The sequence below is a fragment of the Enterobacter cloacae complex sp. 277I4 genome (assembly GCF_050031465.1).
In the GTDB taxonomy this organism is placed as follows: Bacteria; Pseudomonadota; Gammaproteobacteria; order Enterobacterales; family Enterobacteriaceae; genus Enterobacter; species Enterobacter cloacae.
On record NZ_JBLGWC010000001.1, the window covers coordinates 2,233,757 to 2,252,183 of the forward strand.

The 18,427-nt window shown below is 57.4% G+C and carries 14 protein-coding genes and 1 pseudogene; 5 read left to right on the top strand and 10 right to left on the bottom strand.

Annotated features, from left to right (window positions below):
* Position 1 precedes the first annotated feature (1 nt).
* Both ACQG19_RS10885 and ACQG19_RS10890 read right to left on the bottom strand, forming a co-directional pair.
* On the bottom strand, positions 2–1,447 hold the full coding sequence (locus ACQG19_RS10885) for a M20 family metallopeptidase (protein WP_013096862.1): 1,446 nt from the start codon (positions 1,445–1,447) through the stop codon (positions 2–4).
* Positions 1,447–2,757 carry a M20 family metallo-hydrolase gene (locus tag ACQG19_RS10890; RefSeq protein ID WP_013096861.1) on the bottom strand — a complete coding sequence of 437 codons (1,311 nt, stop codon included), beginning with the start codon at positions 2,755–2,757 and terminating at the stop codon, positions 1,447–1,449. Before ACQG19_RS10890 ends, ACQG19_RS10885 begins: the two co-directional genes overlap by 1 nt.
* A gap of 175 nt (positions 2,758–2,932) precedes the next feature.
* Here ACQG19_RS10890 and ACQG19_RS10895 point away from each other — a divergent pair, with 175 nt between their 5' ends.
* The gene (locus tag ACQG19_RS10895; protein WP_426725878.1) at positions 2,933–3,844 is read left to right on the top strand and encodes a LysR family transcriptional regulator; all 912 of its coding nucleotides are present in this window, start codon (positions 2,933–2,935) and stop codon (positions 3,842–3,844) included.
* Positions 3,845–4,197: 353 nt separating this feature from the next.
* Positions 4,198–4,759, top strand: a pseudogene (gene smrA, locus ACQG19_RS10900) (DNA endonuclease SmrA).
* A 38-nt stretch (positions 4,760–4,797) separates the two neighbouring features.
* On the opposite strand, the gene tcp reads toward smrA, so the two are convergent.
* Entirely contained in the window at positions 4,798–6,459 is a 1,662-nt protein-coding gene (gene tcp / locus ACQG19_RS10905) for a methyl-accepting chemotaxis citrate transducer (RefSeq protein WP_013096858.1), read from the bottom strand.
* Between the two features lie 142 nt (positions 6,460–6,601).
* Between tcp and ACQG19_RS10910 the strand changes: the two genes are divergently transcribed.
* Positions 6,602–7,465: an aldo/keto reductase family oxidoreductase gene (locus ACQG19_RS10910; RefSeq protein WP_013096857.1), complete on the top strand. Its 864-nt coding sequence runs from the start codon at positions 6,602–6,604 to the stop codon at positions 7,463–7,465.
* Positions 7,466–7,502: 37 nt separating this feature from the next.
* Here the strand turns inward: ACQG19_RS10910 and umuC are convergent, their stop codons facing one another.
* The 3 genes from umuC to ACQG19_RS10925 form a co-directional block, all read right to left on the bottom strand.
* Complete coding sequence (umuC, locus tag ACQG19_RS10915) at positions 7,503–8,765, bottom strand: translesion error-prone DNA polymerase V subunit UmuC (RefSeq protein ID WP_038419254.1); 1,263 nt, start codon at positions 8,763–8,765, stop codon at positions 7,503–7,505.
* Positions 8,749–9,183, bottom strand: a complete 435-nt coding sequence (gene umuD, locus ACQG19_RS10920; protein WP_029882790.1) for a translesion error-prone DNA polymerase V autoproteolytic subunit — start codon at positions 9,181–9,183, stop codon at positions 8,749–8,751. The genes umuC and umuD overlap by 17 nt, the downstream gene beginning before the upstream one ends.
* A 149-nt stretch (positions 9,184–9,332) precedes the next feature.
* A complete protein-coding gene (locus ACQG19_RS10925; RefSeq protein WP_048971262.1) occupies positions 9,333–10,220 on the bottom strand; it encodes a LysR family transcriptional regulator in 888 nt (295 codons plus the stop codon).
* Positions 10,221–10,317: 97 nt separating this feature from the next.
* Between ACQG19_RS10925 and ACQG19_RS10930 the strand changes: the two genes are divergently transcribed.
* Both ACQG19_RS10930 and ACQG19_RS10935 read left to right on the top strand, forming a co-directional pair.
* Complete coding sequence (locus ACQG19_RS10930; protein ID WP_048971264.1) at positions 10,318–11,376, top strand: SDR family oxidoreductase; 1,059 nt, start codon at positions 10,318–10,320, stop codon at positions 11,374–11,376.
* A 72-nt stretch (positions 11,377–11,448) separates the two neighbouring features.
* Entirely contained in the window at positions 11,449–11,895 is a 447-nt protein-coding gene (locus ACQG19_RS10935; RefSeq protein ID WP_045295893.1) for a hypothetical protein, read from the top strand.
* A gap of 317 nt (positions 11,896–12,212) precedes the next feature.
* Here ACQG19_RS10935 and ACQG19_RS10940 read toward each other — a convergent pair whose 3' ends face one another.
* From ACQG19_RS10940 to ACQG19_RS10955, 4 genes are all read right to left on the bottom strand, one after another.
* Entirely contained in the window at positions 12,213–15,287 is a 3,075-nt protein-coding gene (locus tag ACQG19_RS10940) for an efflux RND transporter permease subunit (protein WP_013096850.1), read from the bottom strand.
* Positions 15,284–16,432 carry an efflux RND transporter periplasmic adaptor subunit gene (locus ACQG19_RS10945; protein ID WP_058679532.1) on the bottom strand — a complete coding sequence of 383 codons (1,149 nt, stop codon included), beginning with the start codon at positions 16,430–16,432 and terminating at the stop codon, positions 15,284–15,286. The genes ACQG19_RS10940 and ACQG19_RS10945 overlap by 4 nt, the downstream gene beginning before the upstream one ends.
* A 78-nt stretch (positions 16,433–16,510) precedes the next feature.
* A complete protein-coding gene (locus ACQG19_RS10950; RefSeq protein WP_013096848.1) occupies positions 16,511–17,707 on the bottom strand; it encodes a sensor histidine kinase in 1,197 nt (398 codons plus the stop codon).
* Positions 17,704–18,399: a response regulator gene (locus ACQG19_RS10955; protein WP_013096847.1), complete on the bottom strand. Its 696-nt coding sequence runs from the start codon at positions 18,397–18,399 to the stop codon at positions 17,704–17,706. Before ACQG19_RS10955 ends, ACQG19_RS10950 begins: the two co-directional genes overlap by 4 nt.
* Between the last annotated feature and the right edge of the window lie 28 nt (positions 18,400–18,427).

Below are 18,427 nucleotides of genomic sequence, written 5' to 3' on the forward strand. Positions count from 1 at the left end.
TTTATTTTAAAGGTGACGGTGTCACGCCCGCAGGGATCGGACACACGTACGGTTTTTCTTGTGTTTGTTGTTCGAACTCTTCACGACATTTTTTCAGCAGGTCTGCGTCCTGCAGTAGATGTAGCGCGGTGGCGCCCATCACTTTCCCGGCCAGCAGCATGCCTTTATGGGCAATGGACGTTCGCCCCTGAGCCACCAGTTGCCAGGTGTGCAGCGGCGTGCCGACGGTAAAGCAGGGGCTGAAACACTGGGCGACGGGCATCTTCCAGCTAACATCACCCACGTCCGTGGAGCCAGCCAGCACGTTATCGGTGATAGCGTAAGGCGCGACCTCGTCCACCAGCAGGGTCTCCTGGTGGCGGCGGGCAAAGGCTTTTCCTTCGTTCCCCCCGGTTGCAGCAATGTTTCTGAGGCTGTTTTGCAGATCGTTTGCCGTCAGGGTGGCGCGGATCTCCCGGGCAAAGGCGCGTTCTTCCTCCGTCCAGGCTGGCGTGCCGTAATGTTGCAGGGCGCGATACATCGCCGCTTCGAGCGTGCGGTTTGGCAGGTAGCTGGAGCAGGCTTTATCAAAGCGACACTCGACGGTGGTTTCGGTCATCAACGCCGCACCCTGCGCGATCTTCTCAATGCGCGCGTAGATTTGCTGCGCGTCGGCCATCTCCGGGGCGCGGATCAGGTACAGCACTTCGGCCTGCGCCTGCACCACGTTGGGGGAGATGCCGCCGGTATCGGTTATGGCGTAATGGACGCGTGCTTTCTCGATGATATGTTCGTTGAGGAAGTTGGTGCCGGTGGTCATCAGCGTCACCGCATCCAGCGCGCTGCGCCCCAGATGCGGCGAGTTTGCCGCGTGCGCCGCCACGCCCTTAAAGCGCCAGGCGGCCTGGATATTGGCCAGCGTACTGACGTTAAACATGCCGGCAAACGCTTCCGGGTGCCAGGTGACCGCGGCATCAACGTCGTCAAACAAGCCCTCACGGACCATAAACGTTTTACCGGAACCGCCTTCTTCGCCGGGACAACCGTAAAAACGCACGGTTCCACTCCCGCCGTGCTGCTCCAGCCAGCTTTTCACCGCAACGGCACCTGCAAACGCCGCGGTGCCGAGCAGGTTATGCCCGCAGCCGTGGCCGTTAGCACCGGGCGTGGTGGCGTGTGCCGTCGCGCAGTGTGCCTGCTGGCTTAATCCGGCCAGCGCGTCATATTCGCCGAGCAGGGCAATCACCGGTTTACCGCTACCGAAGCTGGCGATAAAGGCATTCGGAATGCCGCCAGCCTCACGGGTCAGGGTGAAGCCTTCCGCTTCCAGTGCGCCGGCCAGCCGCTCTGCGGACCAGAACTCTTCAAAGCGGGTTTCCGGGTGATCCCAGATTTCGTCGGCAATGTCGGTGAACGTCTGACATCGCGTGTCGATTGCATCGGCAATAAAAGCGTAGTTCTCCTGCATTACACACCTCGCGTCCAGGGAAAATTCAGCGCAGTGCGCGCCAGCGTTTCGATAGCGACGGTCATGACGCGCTCATCAAAGTCGAATTTTTCATTGTGATGTCCGGCGCTCAAATCGGTGCCAAACACCATATAGGAGGCCATGCCGCCGTTTTCTTGCACCCGGGCCATCATCAGCGTGGCGTCTTCGGAACCGGCCGGGGCTTTAACCTTATCAATGGCCTGTTCCACACCGGGCACCTGGCTTGCCTGCTGGCGCAGATAATCCACCCAGGCAGGTGTCGGAGCGCTGGCGGTGGCAGCCCCCATCAGGCGCATCTCAGCCGTCACGCCGTACAGCGCGGCGGCACCGGTAATGACGGATTGCGCGCGTTCGAACACATACTGATTGATCGCCTCGCTCTCGCCGCGGGTTTCGACCTTAAGCAGGGCATGGGCAGGTACCACATTGCGTCCGCTGCCGGCCTGCATTACTCCCACATTCACCCGGGAAGCCCCTTCGCTGTGTGGCGCAATGCTGTGCAGCGCGAGCGCGGCCTGGGCGGCGGCGAGCAGGGCGTTACGGCCTTCTTCCGGTTTACCGCCTGCGTGTGCGGCAACGCCGGTAAACGTCGCGTCAAACTTGGTTGTCGCCATAAAGTTATCGCTGCCGCAGATCACCGTCCCGGCAGGCACCCCGGTACCAATGTGAATGGCGGTGAAATAGTCCACCCCGTCCAGTGCCCCGGCGGCCACCATGGCGCGTGCGCCGCGAGTGCCTTCTTCGGCAGGCTGGAAGATCAGCCTGATGGTGCCGTTCAGCTGCGCTTTGTTGTGCATGAGCACGTGCGCCAGCCCAAGGCCAATCGTGGTGTGGCCGTCGTGCGCGCAGGCGTGCATCATGCCCGGATTGCAGGAGGCAAAGCCGTCGCGGAACGGGCGGTGGCTGTCGTCGAGCGCTTCGCTCAGGTCGAGAGCGTCCATGTCCACGCGAAACGCCAGCGTCGGGCCGGGACGGCCGGTGTTAAGCGTGGCAACCAGGCCGGTGAAGCCGCCTTCAAACGGCGCGAGCCATTTTTCGGGCGCGCCCTGCGCACGGGCGCGGGCAAATTCTCGCGTCAGGGTAGCGTTATCCGGCAACCCCATACGGCTTTCGGCATCCACCACGTCGCGGCCCATCGCCAGGTCATAACCCAGGCTATCCAGGATCTCCGCGACCTTCGCGGCAGTCCGAAATTCCACCCAGCCGGATTCGGCAAAATGGTGAAAATCGCGACGCCATGCGCTCAGTTGCGGGGCTAAGGTTTGGATGTACTGTGCCAGTGAGTCCATATCTGTTCCTGTCATCATTAAAATATGTGAACTGCTTCACGCTGTGATAGTTTTTACTTATCACTAACCGATTTTTCACAGTTTTAACCGTTCAGGAATTACCCTCTCACATCCCTTTCCATTAAAGTAGATGACAGTTTCTTTACTCTGATAAACAACGGTTATCGGTCGGGCTATGTCATTTCAGATTAAATTTCATCAAATTCGGGCGTTCGTTGAAGTGGCGCGTCAGGGCAGCATTCGCGGCGCCAGCAGGACGCTGAATCTTTCGCAACCGGCGTTGACCAAATCGATCAAAGAGCTGGAAGAGGGCATGGCGGCGCAGCTCTTTGTGCGCCGAAGCAAAGGCGTGGCGTTAACCGAGTGTGGTGAAGGCTTCTATCAGCGCGCCAGGCTGATTCTGGAAGAGCTGCGCGCGGCGCAGGATGACATTCGCCAGCGGCAGGGCGAGCTGGCCGGGCAGATCAATATCGGGATGGGGGCGAGTATTTCGCGAAGCCTTATGCCTGCGGTTATCACCCGCTTTCATGCGCAGCATCCGCAGGTTAAGGTGCGAATTATGGAAGGGCAGCTGGTATCAATGATCAATGAATTACGCCAGGGCGAACTGGACTTCACCATCAATACCTATTATCAGGGTCCTTACGATCATGAATTTACGTTTGAAAAGCTATTAGAAAAAACGTTTGCCGTATTTTGCCGGGAGGGACATCCGGCGACGGGAGCAACCTCCATTAACGATCTGCTGCATTATAACTGGACCATGCCAACGCCCCGGGGAAGTTATTATAAGCAGTTAGAGGATGTATTTAGCCATCGCTCGCAAATACCCCGCATTGGCGTGGTCTGCGAAACATTTTCGTCGTGTATCAGCCTTGTCGCACAAAGCGATTTTTTAAGCATATTGCCGCAGGAGCTGGGTTGTGACCCCCTGTTGGCGGGGCGTCTGGTTATGCTGCCGGTTGTCGAATCACTTCCAAAAGCGACGTATTATTTAATTCAGCGTCGGGATTCGCGCCAGACCCCGCTTACGGAGTCGTTAATTACGCAATTCAGACGAGAGGCGCGGGCAATCGTCTCTGCGTGAAACATCATCCATAAAAAACAGGGCCTGTCCGACATCAGACAGACCCTTCAGTACACACAGCAGTGCATCCCTTCGCATATCCTGGATGTTATATCCATGAGGCAGGTTAATTAAGTTATAACAGCTTTCTCTCAAAATGAAAGGCGGTTGAGTGTTTGATTTTATGGATGTTTAAGCCAAATTTCGTGTTTTATTTACGCTGAAGTTTGAGTTAAGTAATGTTTAATTTTTCCCCGGCTGTCGATTGATATTCATCAGCTTGCTTTCAGCGCCACCCTACCCGGGGGAACGGCTGTTGAGGCACACCCCCCGCGAAGGTATAGTACAGGCTCAGATGTAGCCGGAGGATTTCCATGAACCCTGACGACAAATCACTGTTTCTTGACGCCATGGAGGATGTCCAGCCCCTGAAGCGCTGCGCAGATATTCACTGGCAGCCGAGCCGCAACACGCGGGCGCGCCAGGAGATTGATACCGAGCAGCTGGATAACTTCCTCACCCTGGGCTTTCTGGAACTTCTGCCCCTGGATGAGCCGCTGGCATTTCAGCGTGAAGGGATACAACAGGGCGTAATGGATAAACTGCGCTCGGGGAAATACTCCCGCGAGGCCAGCCTGAACCTGTTACGTCAGCCCGCCGAGCGTTGCCGCCAGATGCTGTACGCCTTTATTCGTCAGGCCGGACGCGACGGATTACGCAATCTGATTATCATTCATGGAAAAGGGCGCGAACAGAATGCTCATCCTAACGTGATACGTAGCTATCTGGCGCGCTGGTTAACAGAGTTTGAGGAAGTGCAGGCCTTCTGCGTGGCGCTGCCGCATCACGGCGGCAGCGGGGCCTGTTATGTTTCACTGCGAAAATCCAACGACGCGAAACAGGTAGTGGGAACGGCACGCCAAGCGCAGCCGTTAACGGGATTAGCGCGGGCGAGGTGCTCGCCCGCGCTGAACTCAGAAGGTTTCCCAGTTGCTGTCGGTGGCGGTGCCTGCCGTGGCCGGGCGCAACAGCTGTGGTGTTTTCACATGCGTTGTACGGGGCGCGGTGGCCTGTTGTTTACCGTTCAGACGAAATGCCGCCACCGCCTGGCGCAGCTGTTCGGACTGATCTTCCAGCGCCGCTGCCGCCGTGGCGGACTGCTGCACCAGCGCGGCGTTTTGCTGGGTGACGCTGTCCATCTGCGAAACGGCCAGGCTCACCTGTTCAATACCGCGACTCTGCTCATCGGACGCAGATGAAATCTCGCCCATGATATCGGTCACGCGGGTGACCGCCGCCACAATTTCCTTCATCGTTGCACCGGCTTCGCTGACCTGCTCAGAGCCGGTATTCACGCGGCTGACAGAGTTCTCGATAAGGCCCTTGATCTCTTTTGCCGCCTGCGCGCTGCGGCTCGCCAGGGTACGTACTTCCCCGGCAACCACCGCAAAGCCACGGCCCTGTTCCCCGGCGCGTGCGGCTTCTACCGCGGCATTCAGTGCCAGAATGTTGGTCTGGAAGGCAATGCTGTCAATCACGCCGGTGATGTGGGCGATTTGCTGCGAACTGTCGGCAATTTCCGTCATCGTGCGGACAACGTTATCCACCACATGACCGCCGCGCGCCGCTGTTTCAGACGCGTTCTTCGCCAGCAGGGTCGCCTGACGGGCGTTGTCGGAGTTCTGTTTCACCGTGGCGGTCAGCTCTTCCATGCTGGCCGCGGTCTCTTCCAGCGAGGCGGCCTGTTCTTCCGTACGGGCGGAAAGATCGTTGCTCCCGGCGGCAATTTCGCCTGCGCCGGTGTAGATGGAGTCGGTACTGCCGCGTACGGCGCTGACCGTGGTGACCAGAGATTGCTGCATCTCATGCAGACCGGCCGCCAGCTGGCCCATCTCATTGCGGCCAGAGAGGGTAATATCCTGCGTCAGGTCGCCCGCCGCAATGGTGCGAATATGGTTCATAATGGTTTGCAGCGGTTTTAACAGCAGGTGCTGTAATCCCTGCCAGATCACCACCAGCACGGCGATAACGGCCAGGAATATAGCCGCCAGCGTCCATTGCATCTGGGTAAAGCTGCTCTGGTTCTCTTCGGCCGCGGCTTTCAGCAGCGTGTTGTTTTCGGCGCGCCAGCGGTTATAGACCGCTTCCATATCGTCCTGTGCCTGCTGCGCATCCAGATCGCCATAGGCCTGATAGTTGTCGGCACGCAGATACTCAATCGACAGACGCATCACTTCGTGCATCTGGTTCCAGGATTTCAGCATCTCGTCGGTTAGCGCCGCACTCTGGCCGTTAACCTGCGGCAGGGCCTGCCACTGTTTGTTATAGGCTTCTGCTTTAGCCAGAGAGTTACCCGCGGTGCCAAGCAGTTTGTTGATCGCCTCAAGGGACGCCGGATCGCGCTGATTTTTCAGATAGCGGATGGCCACGCGCGTCACGGTAACGCGCGTTTTGATGAGGGTGTTAACGCTGTCGCTCAGGCTCTCCTGCTGGGCATTAAGCACCCCGGAGTTCTGGAAGTTATGGCGATCGTTGCTGACGGCAGAGTAGAACAACCCTCCCGTGACAACTTGTAGCAGGCAGAATATGGTGAGAGCAAAGATAATACCGGTAATCACGTGCAGATTTTTCAGCATAGCGGTCGTCCGTAAGAAAGTGCAGGGGTACACAAATACTATCGTCGTCTAAAATTTAAACTTTAATTTAACTCGCGCTTAACTATGGGTTCTGGTCGGGAACCTGTTGTAAATCCGGATCTTTTTTATGAGGAAGGTGAACATGAGCAGCATCGATAAAAGCGGGACATACGCGCTGGGCACACGCACGGTTAAACGGCTGGGTTACGGCGCAATGCAGCTGGCCGGGCCGGGCGTTTTTGGGCCACCGAAGGACAAAAATGCCGCGCTGGAGGTGCTCCGGGAAGCCGTGGCGGCGGGCGTGAATCATATCGATACCAGCGATTTTTATGGTCCGCATGTGACTAACCAGCTGATCCGCGAGGCGCTGCATCCGTACCGGGACGATCTTACCCTCGTCACCAAAATCGGTGCGCGACGCGATGATAAAGGCGCCTGGTTGCCGGCCTTTTCCGCCCAGGAGCTGACCCAGGCGGTACACGACAACCTGCGCAATCTGCAGCTGGATGTGCTGGACGTGGTGAACCTGCGGATTATGTTTAGCGCACACGGACCGGCGGAAGGCTCGATCGCTGAACCGCTGTCCACCCTGGCAGAGCTACAGCAGCAAGGGCTGGTGCGACATATTGGTCTGAGCAATGTCACCGCCACGCAGGTTGCCGAGGCGCAGAAGATGGTGCCCGTGGTGTGTGTGCAAAACATGTACAACATCGTGAACCGTAGTGACGATGCGCTGGTGGATTCGCTTGCGCAGCAGGGGATTGCTTATGTGCCGTTCTTCCCGCTGGGCGGTTTTACGCCGCTGCAATCTTCCGGGCTGCAGGCGGTGGCGGACGACCTGGGGGCGACACCGATGCAGGTTGCGCTGGCCTGGCTGCTGCAACGTTCTCCGAACATTCTGCTGATCCCGGGAACCTCTTCCGTGGCGCATCTGCGGCAAAACCTCGCGGCAGGGGAGCTGGTGTTACCGCCCGACGCGCTGGCTACGCTAAATGCGCTGGTGTAACCACGTATAAACAGAGCCCGGAGGGATCCGGGCTTTGTTATTTAACGATCGGCAGATCGGAATAGCGCGTGGTGTAGCAGGGCGACAGCATATCCCGCTTCATCGCCCAGGATTTCACCGCCCCCTGGCCCGCAAACCACACAGACCCCCGGCCTGAACGGTTAAGGCGGTCGATAACCTGCATCAGGGCTGTACTGTCTGGCCGCGGTGGGTGTTCATCGAACAGGCTAAGTTGCGCCACGCCCTGACTAAAAAAGTCACTGAGCATGACGCCCGCTTTCATATAGCGATGTCCCTCTTTCCAGATTCGGTTTAATGACTCGATAGCTACCCTGATAATATCCCGCGTATCGTTGGTGGGGATCGTCAGCTTGCCGGAGGCCTGGTTACCATAAAAAACCTCGTCCTCTGCATGCGGGCTGGTGCGAATAAAGACGCTGATATAGCAGCAAAACTGTTTCTCTTCGCGCAGCTTCTCGGCGGCGCGTTCGGCATAGGCGCAGATCGCCTGGTGCATATCGTCATACCGGGTGATACGGCTGCCGAAGGAGCGGCTGCAGATGATTTGTTGCTTTGTTGGCGAAAACTCTTCCAGCGCCAGACACGGTTCACCGCGTAACTCGCGGGCGGTTCTTTCCAGCACGACATTAAAGTGTTTACGGATCACCCAGCTTGAACATTCCGCCAGATGCAGGGCAGTCTCGATCCCCATCAGATTCAGTTTTTTGCTGATCCTGCGCCCGACGCCCCACACTTCGCTGACCGGTACCAGTGACAGCAATTTACGCTGACGATCGATATTCGATAAATCCACCACACCGTTGGTTTTCTTCCAGGTTTTGGCGGCATGGTTAGCCAGCTTGGCTAAGGTTTTGGTGGGCGCGATACCGACCCCGACCAGCAGGCCGGTCTCTTTGTACAGGCGCTGGCGGATAGCCTGACCGAACGCCTCCAGAGCCATACACTGGCTGACGCCCGTCAGATCCAGAAAGGCTTCATCAATCGAGTAGATCTCCACTCTCGGGGCCATCTCTTCGAGAATGGTCATCACCCGGCGGCTCATATCCGCATACAGCGCATAATTGGAGCTAAAGACGTGTACCTTCTGGCGTCTCAGCTCATCCTTCAGCTTGAAGTAGGGACCGGCCATGCCGATCCCCAATGCTTTTGCTTCTGCTGAACGTGAAATGATACAGCCGTCGTTGTTTGAAACGACCACCACGGGTTTCCCCTTAAGGTCGGGCCGAAACGCCGTCTCGCAGGAGGTGTAAAAACTGTTTACGTCAACGAGCGCGAACATGGCGGTTAGCTTTCAGGGTAAACGTCACAACGCCGAAGATCTCCAGCTCGTCTTCTGCGGCAAAAACGACCGGCGCGTAGTCAGGATTATGGGGGATGAGCTGAAGACGCGGATGCGTTTGCAACTCCTTCACGGTAAATTCGCCCGCGACCGCCGCAATCACAATATCGCCATGAACGGCGTTTAACGAACGGTCAACCACCAGCAGGTCACCATGGCTGATGCCTGCGCCGATCATCGAATCACCGCTCACCCTGACAAAATAGGTCGCGCTGGGGTGTTTGATCACCAGCTTGTTCAGATCAAGGCTATCCTCGACATAATCCTGAGCAGGGCTGGGGAAGCCACAGGGCACCCGCTCCATAAACAACGGAAGCAATAACGTGGCATCAGGCCCCAAAGGAGAGATCAACTGCATAATGGTTAACTCATATTACTGTGTTTATATACAGTATTCATGATTAACCAGAACGATCAAGAGACGGGAGGGGAATTTTCCGGAACTCGTTGAAAGTCGAAAATTTTTAGTTCAACAAGGCGCGCTGGCGAGTATGCATCCTGGAAAGTCTAATTTTTCTTAATTATTTCAGGCAGTAGCTGTTCTATAACCCCCACAACGCTTCTGACCCTGTGTGGAATAAAGCGAGCGTCCGGATAAACCGCATAGAGAAAGCGGTCGGGTAACCGCCACGCGGGGAGTACCTGCACCAGCGTGCCGGTTTGCAACGCCCGTGCCGCGAGCGGTAGTTGCATACCGCCAATACCCATGCCTGCCTCCAGCGCCTGTAACAGGGCGTCGCTGGTATTGGCGCGGAAAACGGTATTCACTGCTATATCAATCGTTTCGTCATCAGAAACCAGGCGTAAGGGAGCGTCCAGCGGGATGCCGCTGAATCGCACGTGGGGAAGCGCCGCCAGCGCGTACACGGACTCGACCGGCGGGAATGACGGGGCGGCAAAGAGCGGCGTTTCAATGCGTGCCAGTACGCGTGCGGCATGGGTTTGCGGAGGCTCCGCGCTCAGCCGAAGCGCCACATCCACCCCTTCGGTGACCAGATCGGCGATGCGGTCATCAAGCGAAACCTGCAGATGTAATTCAGGATTCATGCGCTGTAGCGTCAGCAGGCGCGGCAACACGATCTGGCCCAGGCCGCTCGGCAACTGCACATGTACGGCCCCCTGATATTGATGCTCAACCGGGTTCAGGCGTCGCTCTGCTTCCTGCATGGCCTCCAGCACAAGCTGCATATCCCGCCGGTAACGCTCACCCTGCGCGGTGAGCTTCATCCTGCGCGTTGTACGATGCAGCAATACCACACCGAGCTCTTCCTCAAGGGCGGCGATCTGCTGGCTGACGGCGGACTGCTTGATCCCGGCCAGGCGAGCGGCAGCGGAAAAGGAGCCCGCTTCGGCGACGCGCAGAAAGGTGGAAATGGCGTTGAGCTTGTTATTCATTTCGTGATTCTGCTTATAAATGCCATCGGATTTTGGGGATATATCAGAAAAAAATAATAGATCACACTGTGTCTGTCACCCCTTTCGGAGAAACACCATGAATACGACGCAGCAACACAGGGTCGCGCTGGTCGCTGGCGCCAGCGGGATTGTTGGCAACCAGCTGGTCAAAACGCTTTTGCGTAATCAGTGGGAGGTTATTGGCCTGAGCCGCCAGGCGGTATCTCACCCTGAAGGCATTGCGATGGTTAATGTTGATTTACTGGATGCGCAGGACAGCGCGCGGGCACTGTCATCGCTCAGCGGGATCACTCATGTGTTTTACAGCGCCTGGGTCAATGCCGCGAACTGGACAGAGATGGTTGAACCGAACGTCACCATGCTGCGCCATCTGGTCAGTAACCTCGAAAACACGGCGCCCCTTGAGACGGTCAGCCTGATGCAGGGCTACAAAGTCTACGGCGCGCATCTTGGCCCGTTCAAAACCCCGGCACGTGAAAGCGATCCCGGCGTACCGGGCGCGGAGTTTAACGCGGCCCAGCTCAGGTGGCTTAGCGATTTTCAGCGGGGAAAAGCGTGGCACTGGAGCGCCATCCGGCCGGGCGTGGTGGGCAGCACGGTGCCGGGTAACGCCATGAATCTTGCCCTGAGCATCGCGCTGTACGCATCGCTGTGTAAGGCGCTGAATTTACCGCTGCGTTTTCCCGGCGCCGAACAGACCTGGCACAGCATTGTTGATCATACAGACGGTGAATTGCTGGCAGAGGCGACCGTGTGGGCCGCCACGTCGCCGGTAGCAGAGAACCAGGCATTCAATGTGAATAACGGTGACATCTGGCGCTGGAGCGAGCTGTGGCCACGCATTGCACAATGGTTTGAACTGGAGTCTGCCCCCCCGGTCCGGCTCTCATTTCAGCAGCTGTTTACGGACTACCGCGCGGTATGGCGCGAACTCGCCGCAGCTCGCGGGCTGGTGGAAAGCGATATTTTGCAGCTGAACGACGGACAGTTTGCCGACTTCGTGTTTAGCTGGGATTACGATATGTTTGGCGATGGCAGCAAGCTGCGTCGGGCCGGGTTCACCGCCATGCAGGCCACCGACGAAATGTTTTTCAGCCTGTTCGCACAGCTCAGGGCGGCACGCATTATTCCCTGACAGGGGGGATGTTGTTCTCAGGAACGAACCCGTTATACTCGCTCATGACTGTGATCAACGGGATTGGTGAATATGCGGGAAGCAATCAGCGTTTTATTAATGGCTCTGCCGGTTATTGGGTTATATCTGGTGATAAGGAATGGAGTGAGGTCATTTCGCCAGCCAAAACGCATCGTTTCAGATGCCCAGGGCAAGAAGAAAATATCCACTAACCCGTGGTTTTTTGATTGTTTTTCCCGCAAGGTTTATTTTTATGATGAGCGATATTTTTATGAAATTCAGAAGGATAGAACCACTCAGGTTGAACTGGCCAGGATAGTAAACATTAAGCCGGGATCGACGATGGTCAATAATCGTCGGATCTGGTCAGTAAGCTATGTTGAAAACGGAAGGGAAAAACAGGTGCAGTTTTACCCGAACGTAACGATGTTTAATCATAATTTCTCTGCTTTTTTGATAGCGGTAAAAAACGCCAATCCACACGCCGATATTAAAGATCTTTCCGTTTTCAATTTCTGAATGCCACCATGCGGCATTCAGAGACGATCCAGCCAGTCACTAACCATTAACGCATCGACGCTCTGAACGCGGTACCCGCCAGCCCGTGATAAATCGCGACGATGCACATCCAGCGCATTGATCAGACCTTCGGCCTCCTGGCAACGAAGGAGGACACCAGATCCTGCTGGGCAATATGCTGAAGACCATCACCGCAAATGGCACAAAGACACAGCAACTGGCGGAAGAGGATATTGCTGAGGTCCTGAGAACCCATTTTGCGCTGACGGCCGCGTAACGGATCGGGGGACAATTTCGCTTACAGCACAGACCGGGTTTTATACGCTGTGCCGGTTGCGTAAACCGTCCCCCCACTGTAATAACAGACTGAACGACGCGGGCAGTACCGTGAGTGTGACCAGCGTCGCGACCAGCAACCCCCCGATAATGGCATACGCCATAGGTCCCCAGAATACCTGGTGCGAGATGGGGATCATGCCCAGAATGGCGGCACAGGCGGTCAGACAGATAGGTCTGGCCCGGTGCTCTGCGGCTGCGATAATGGCGGCATCGTTCGTCATCCCCTGAGCCAGATTGCTGTCAGCTTCGCCAATCAGGATCACCGCGTTACGAATGATCATGCCCGCCAGCGCGATCACGCCCAGCAGGGCGACGAACCCCATCGGTGTTCCGCCCGGCAGCATCGCCAGAACGATGCCCGGTAAGCCAAACGGGGCCATGAACAGGGCCAGAAACATCCGGGAATAGCGGCGTAGCTGAAGCATCAGCAATAACAACATAATAACCAGCGTCACCGGAAGAACGGTAAAGACAGAGCGGTTTCCTTTATCGGATTCCGCAACCGCGCCGCCTTCCTCAATACTGTAGCCCGCAGGCAAGCGGGCACGCAGTTTATCCACTGCCGGGCGCAGCGCGGCGGAGACGACCTCAGCTCTGAGTCCCGGCGCAAGGTCAGTTTGCACGGTGATAAACGGCAGGCGCTGACGACGCCAGACAACCGGATCGTCCACACCCCAGACCGGCGTTGCGACAGCACTGAGCGGAATTTTTTTGCCATCGTTCCCCTCAACGGTCAGTGACGACAGTGTGGCCAGATTAAGACGTTCACTGTCTCTGGCGCGGAGCACCACATCCACCAGCCGGTCATTATCCCGTATTGAGGTCACGACGCTGCCGGACCAGACCGTATTCAGCGTCCGGGCCAGACTTTCTGACGACACGCCCGCAGCCCGGGCTGCCGTCTGATTCACCTCAAGGGTAATCACTCTCTCCGGTTCACCGGCGGTCTGGTTGACTTCACGGGAGAGCGGTGACTGGCCAATCACTTCCGTCAGGTGATTCGCCAGCGCCCGAACCTTCACATAGTCCGGCCCGCTAACCCGGTATTTGATTGGCCAGCCGACCGGGGGGCCGAGCTCCAGGGGCGATACGCGTGTGATGATGTCGCTAAATTGCGTCGCCAGTATCTTGTTCAGCTGTGCGTGCAGACGGTCGCGGGCGGCGAGGTTTTTCGCGACCACCACCAACTGGGCACTGTTTTCATTCTCCAGCAGCACATCCATTGGCAGATAAAAACGGATGGCGCCCGATCCCACGTATGTTGAGTAATGATCGATATTGCTATTGCCTGCCAGCGCCTTCTCCAGCTTTTCGGCCTCTCTTTGCGTTTCCGACTGTGAGGCGTTGGCCGGAAGCGTCAGGCTCACCAGCAGCTCTGGTCTGTCGGAAGCGGGAAAAAACTCGCCTTGCATAAACGTCGTCCCGTACAGGGACAAACCCAGTGCGGCAAGGGCACAAAGCACGGTGGTGAGTCGGTGGCGCAATACCTTACGCAGCAGCCAGTGATACCCGCGTGCGAGCCGCCCCGGGCCGGAGGCATGATGCCTGACGTTCTCCGGCAGCAGCCATGTTCCGGTCAGCGGTGAAAACAGGATCGCGACCACCCATGAACACAGCAGGGCAATCAGCACGACCGCAAACAGAGAAAAGCAGTATTCACCCGCGCTGGATGCCGCAAAGCCGACCGGAATAAATCCGGCGATCATCACCAGTGTGCCGGTGAGCATCGGGAATGCCGTCGTGGTGAACGCCCGGGTTGCCGCTTGCCGACGGGAATCGCCAGCTTCCAGACGAGAAACCATGGTTTCCACGGTGATCATGGCGTCATCCACCAGCAGACCCAGCGCAATAATCAGTGCCCCGAGCGAGATGCGCTGCAAGCCAATCCCGGCCAGCATCATTCCGGCGAAGGTCATGGCCAGAACCAGCGGGATTGCCGCAGCCACAACCAGCCCCGCCCGTAGCCCCAGAGAGACAAATGAAACGGCCAGGACGATAACCACCGCTTCAATAAGAACCCTGATAAAACCACTCACCGCGTCGCTGACTACCGCGGATTGATCGGCGACCTTCACCATCTCGATACCGTGCGGCAGCCCGGCGCTGAGGGCGGCCACTCTTTGATTCAACGCGGCGCCAAAGCGCAGCATATTGCCTGTCGGCGCCATTGAAATCGCCAGCCCGATAGCCGGTTTTCCGTTAACCCGGAACGCCGGTGAGGGCGGTTCGGCGCTTTTCCGGGTGAGGGTGGCAATGTCAGTCAGGGGGATATAACGATTGTTAATATGCAGCGTGACCGCGCGTAAACTCTCCTCTGAGCTGAGCGCACCGCTGACGTGGAGTGCGATGTTCTCCTGCCCCGTGCGTATGATGCCCGCCGGGACGACTGCATTCTGCGCCCTGAGCGCCTCCGCCACCTGCTGAATATCCAGACCCATCCCCGCCAGACGGGCCGGGGAAAAGGTCAGAACCATCTGTTCCTGCTGTTCACCCAGCAGGGTGGTTTTGCCGATATCCGGCAGGGACATCAGCTCCCGACGCAGTGTCTCCACCCGATCCCGAACCTCCCGCAGGGTATAGCCTTCGGGGATGAAGCCATAAATTGTGCCGAACGTGTCGTCAAATTCGTCGTTGACATCAGGGCCCTGAACGCCTTCTGGCAGGGACGGGGCGATATCCTGCATTTTCTTCCGCACCTGGTACCAGATATCCGGCACCGTTTGCGGCGGCGTATCATCGCGCAGGTTGACATGAATAACGGTGCGTCCTGCCCGGGTTTCGCTTTCGATATAATCAAGCCAGGGGATCTCCTGTAACTTTTTCTCAAGCGTATCCGTCAGTAGGCGAGTCGTGTCCGCTACCGATGCCCCCGGCCATTGCGCGGAGACCACGGCCGTTTTGATGGTAAACGCCGGATCTTCGTTGCGCGGCAGGCGCTCGTAACAGAACACGCCCATCGCCATCACTAGCAGCATAAAGAAACTGACCATCTGCTGATTTTTAAGCGCCCAGGCGGAGAGGTTAAATGTCTCTTTTGTGCTTCTCATGTTCATGGCTGCTCCTCCCCGGCAATCACCTGTTCTCCTGAGCGTAATTTGCTCACGCCAGCCGTAATCACCCTGTCACCGGGCGCAAGACCGGAGGCGATGATGACGGAGGAGGCCGTGTAACGTGCAGGCACAACCACGCGCAGTTGCGCCTGAGATTGCCGGTTGATTACAAACACAGCGGGCTTGTCTGCGTAACGACTCAGTGCCGACGCAGGAAGGACGTAACCGCACGCGGCACTGGAGGGCAGGGTTACGGTGACGCTGGCACCCAGTGCCATGGCGGCGGGCGAGTTGTTCAGGGTGGCTCTGACCCGCCAGGTACGGGTCAGGGGATCGGCCTGAGGCGTGATATCGCGTAACAGAGCTGAAGCATTGACCGTCGGGTCGCTGAGCAAGGCGACGCGGAATTCGGCCTTATCCGGTGAGGGGATCTCATCAGGCGCGGCAACATCAAACACCACATCGCGGGCTTCACCGGTCGCCAGCGTCAGCACCGACTGGCCTGCGCTGACAATCTGGCCCGCAGAGGCGCTGACCGCGGTAATGATGCCTTCCTTCGGCGAGAGAAGGCGGGTCCAGCCCAGGCTTTCCCGGGCGTTGCGCAGTGCCGCCTCGCTACTTTTCAGACGCGCGCTGGCGACAAGCCAGTCTGCACGGGCTGTGTCGAGTTGTGTGCGGGCTATAGCGCCGGTGGACATCAGCGTTTGCATTCTGTTGACGTTGAGCGCGGCAATCTGCGCTGAGGCTTTGGCACCCTCATAGTCAGCGGTGGCCGCGTCGAGCTGATTTTGTCCGGTGGTATTGTCGAGGGTCGCCAGCAGTTGCCCGGCGGTAACCCGATCGCCAATATCGACGACGCGCGTGAGGATCCTGCCCCCGGTACGGAAACTCAGCGTCGTCTCATCATGGGCATGGATCTCACCGGTTCTTTCCAGTGCTGGCAGCGTTTTCGCTGAACCCACCACACTGTAGCGTACCGCCCGCACGGGGGGCGGCGTGTTTTCGTGTTTATCGCCGCAACCGGTTAGCGGGAAGATAGCCAGGGCAAGTATCACCAGGGGAATAAAGTGTAGCCAGGAAAGGGTGCGCGCCACGCTGTATACATGATGCAGGCTGTGGCGGAGGGAGAGAATGAATTCGTCTGACATAACGCCGCTCCAGAAAAGGGATGGCGTTATTTAATCGGCTGTTCATCGAGAAAGATTCGATGTTGTGTCAAGGGTTTATCAAGAGCGGGAATTTTCCTCGTCACAAGCGCGCCAGGGCAGTTGGATGCGCACCAGAAGCCCTCCGGTTTCTGGTAATGACGCGCTAATACTTCCCCCATGCGCCTGACAAATCGCCTGCGCAATTGATAAACCGAGGCCGCTGCCACCGGAGTGCCGGGCGCGTGATTGTTCCTCGCGGCTAAATCGCTTAAACATGTCCGGTAAAAAGTGCTTTGATACACCCGGACCGTCATCGGCGAATTCGAGGGTGTACTGCCCCTGGGCATAATGCAGGGCCACCTCCAGATGGCCTCCCTCGCATCCGTAGCGGAGTGAATTCTCCATGAGGATCGTAAATACCTGTCCCATACGGAACGCATCGCCTCTGAAGGGGCATGCGCGCGGGTTACGCAACGTTATCGTAAAATTATGCGCATCGGCCTGCGGGGTTATCCAGTCTGCCCGCTCCTGAATCAGCTCATCCAGACGGAATTGCCTGTCTTCAAGCACAAGATTTCCCGCATCAGCCAGAGAGAGAAGGTGCAATTCATCGGTCAGCCGGTTGAGGTGCTGGAGCTGTTTCATCACCATCCCCAACTGCTCCGGGGTGGCGTCAAACACGCCGTCCATCATACCCTGCAAACGCCCAATGGCTGCCGTCAGGGGAGAGCGCAGCTCATGTGCCATGGCAACGTGCGAGGCGCGCAGCTCCTTTTCATAGCGAGCCAGTTGTCCGGTCATGGTATTAAAGTCAGCCGCAAAGCTGATCATTTCTGCGGGCGCATCTTTCACCAGCTCTGCCTGTCGGCCAAACTGTCCATCGGCCACATCTTTGGCCGCATCACGAAGACAGCTGAACTGCAGCGCCAGAGGACGTGCGTGCTTAAGTCCCATTACCACAATGAAGGGGATCATCACCAGCACCAGCAGAGCCACGGTGACCCAGTCAGCCGAGGCGATAGATGGGGTGGAATAACTGAGCCCCCACCAGCTGTCTACAATATCGTGAAAGCGGGCCGGGTTTGACTGCGGATTCTGGCTGAGCGTGAGAAACTCCTGCCGGACCGCTGCGGGCATTTTGCCCATTATCCAGTAGTTCTGCACGGCGTAACGCAGCCACATACAGGCTGCTATAACAATCACGCTGCCAATCGCCAGCGCCAGGATGCGCGCGCAAATCCAGCGCCAGAGGGAGGAATGACGGGTCTTTATCATGGCTGTCTGAACCTGTAACCCACGCCGCGAACGTTAACCAGCACGCCGGAAAGACCCGCGGCTTCGAGTTTTTTACGCAGGTTATAAATATGGGTATCCACCACCCGCTCCAGGGCCTCGCTTTCCGGCAAACAGTGCTCCAGTAAATATTGACGGGAAAAAGGACGCGAAGGTGAACGCATCAGCGTGGTCAGTAGCGAAAATTCCGTTGGGGTCAGATCCAGAACCCGCGGCGTGTTGTCATCATTGATGATGCTCGCCACAATGGCCGTGACATCCACCTCCAGCGTCTGCCAGCGAAGGATCTCTTCTTCGCGCGTGTTTTTATTGCTCCGGCGCAGCACCGCCTGCACCCGTGCCACGACTTCACCTGGATGATAGGGTTTAACGACATAGTCATCAGCCCCGTATCTCAACGCGCCGATGCGATCGGGCGTATCGCCCATAGCCGTCACCATGATAACGGGCACATCGCTTTTGCGACGCAGGCTGGCCAGCACCTCAGTTCCGTTGAGTCCGGGAAGCATGACATCCAGCAAGACAAGATCGGGTTTCCAGCGTTGCGCCATCTCCAGCCCGGCCAGCCCGTCCCCCGTGACGTTCACATCGTAATTTTCACGGCGTAAATAGGCTTCAAGTACGCCAGCCGCATCGGCATCATCTTCAATAATCAGCACTCTTCTGGACAACATCTGTTCACCTTGACCGTTTCTTAACACT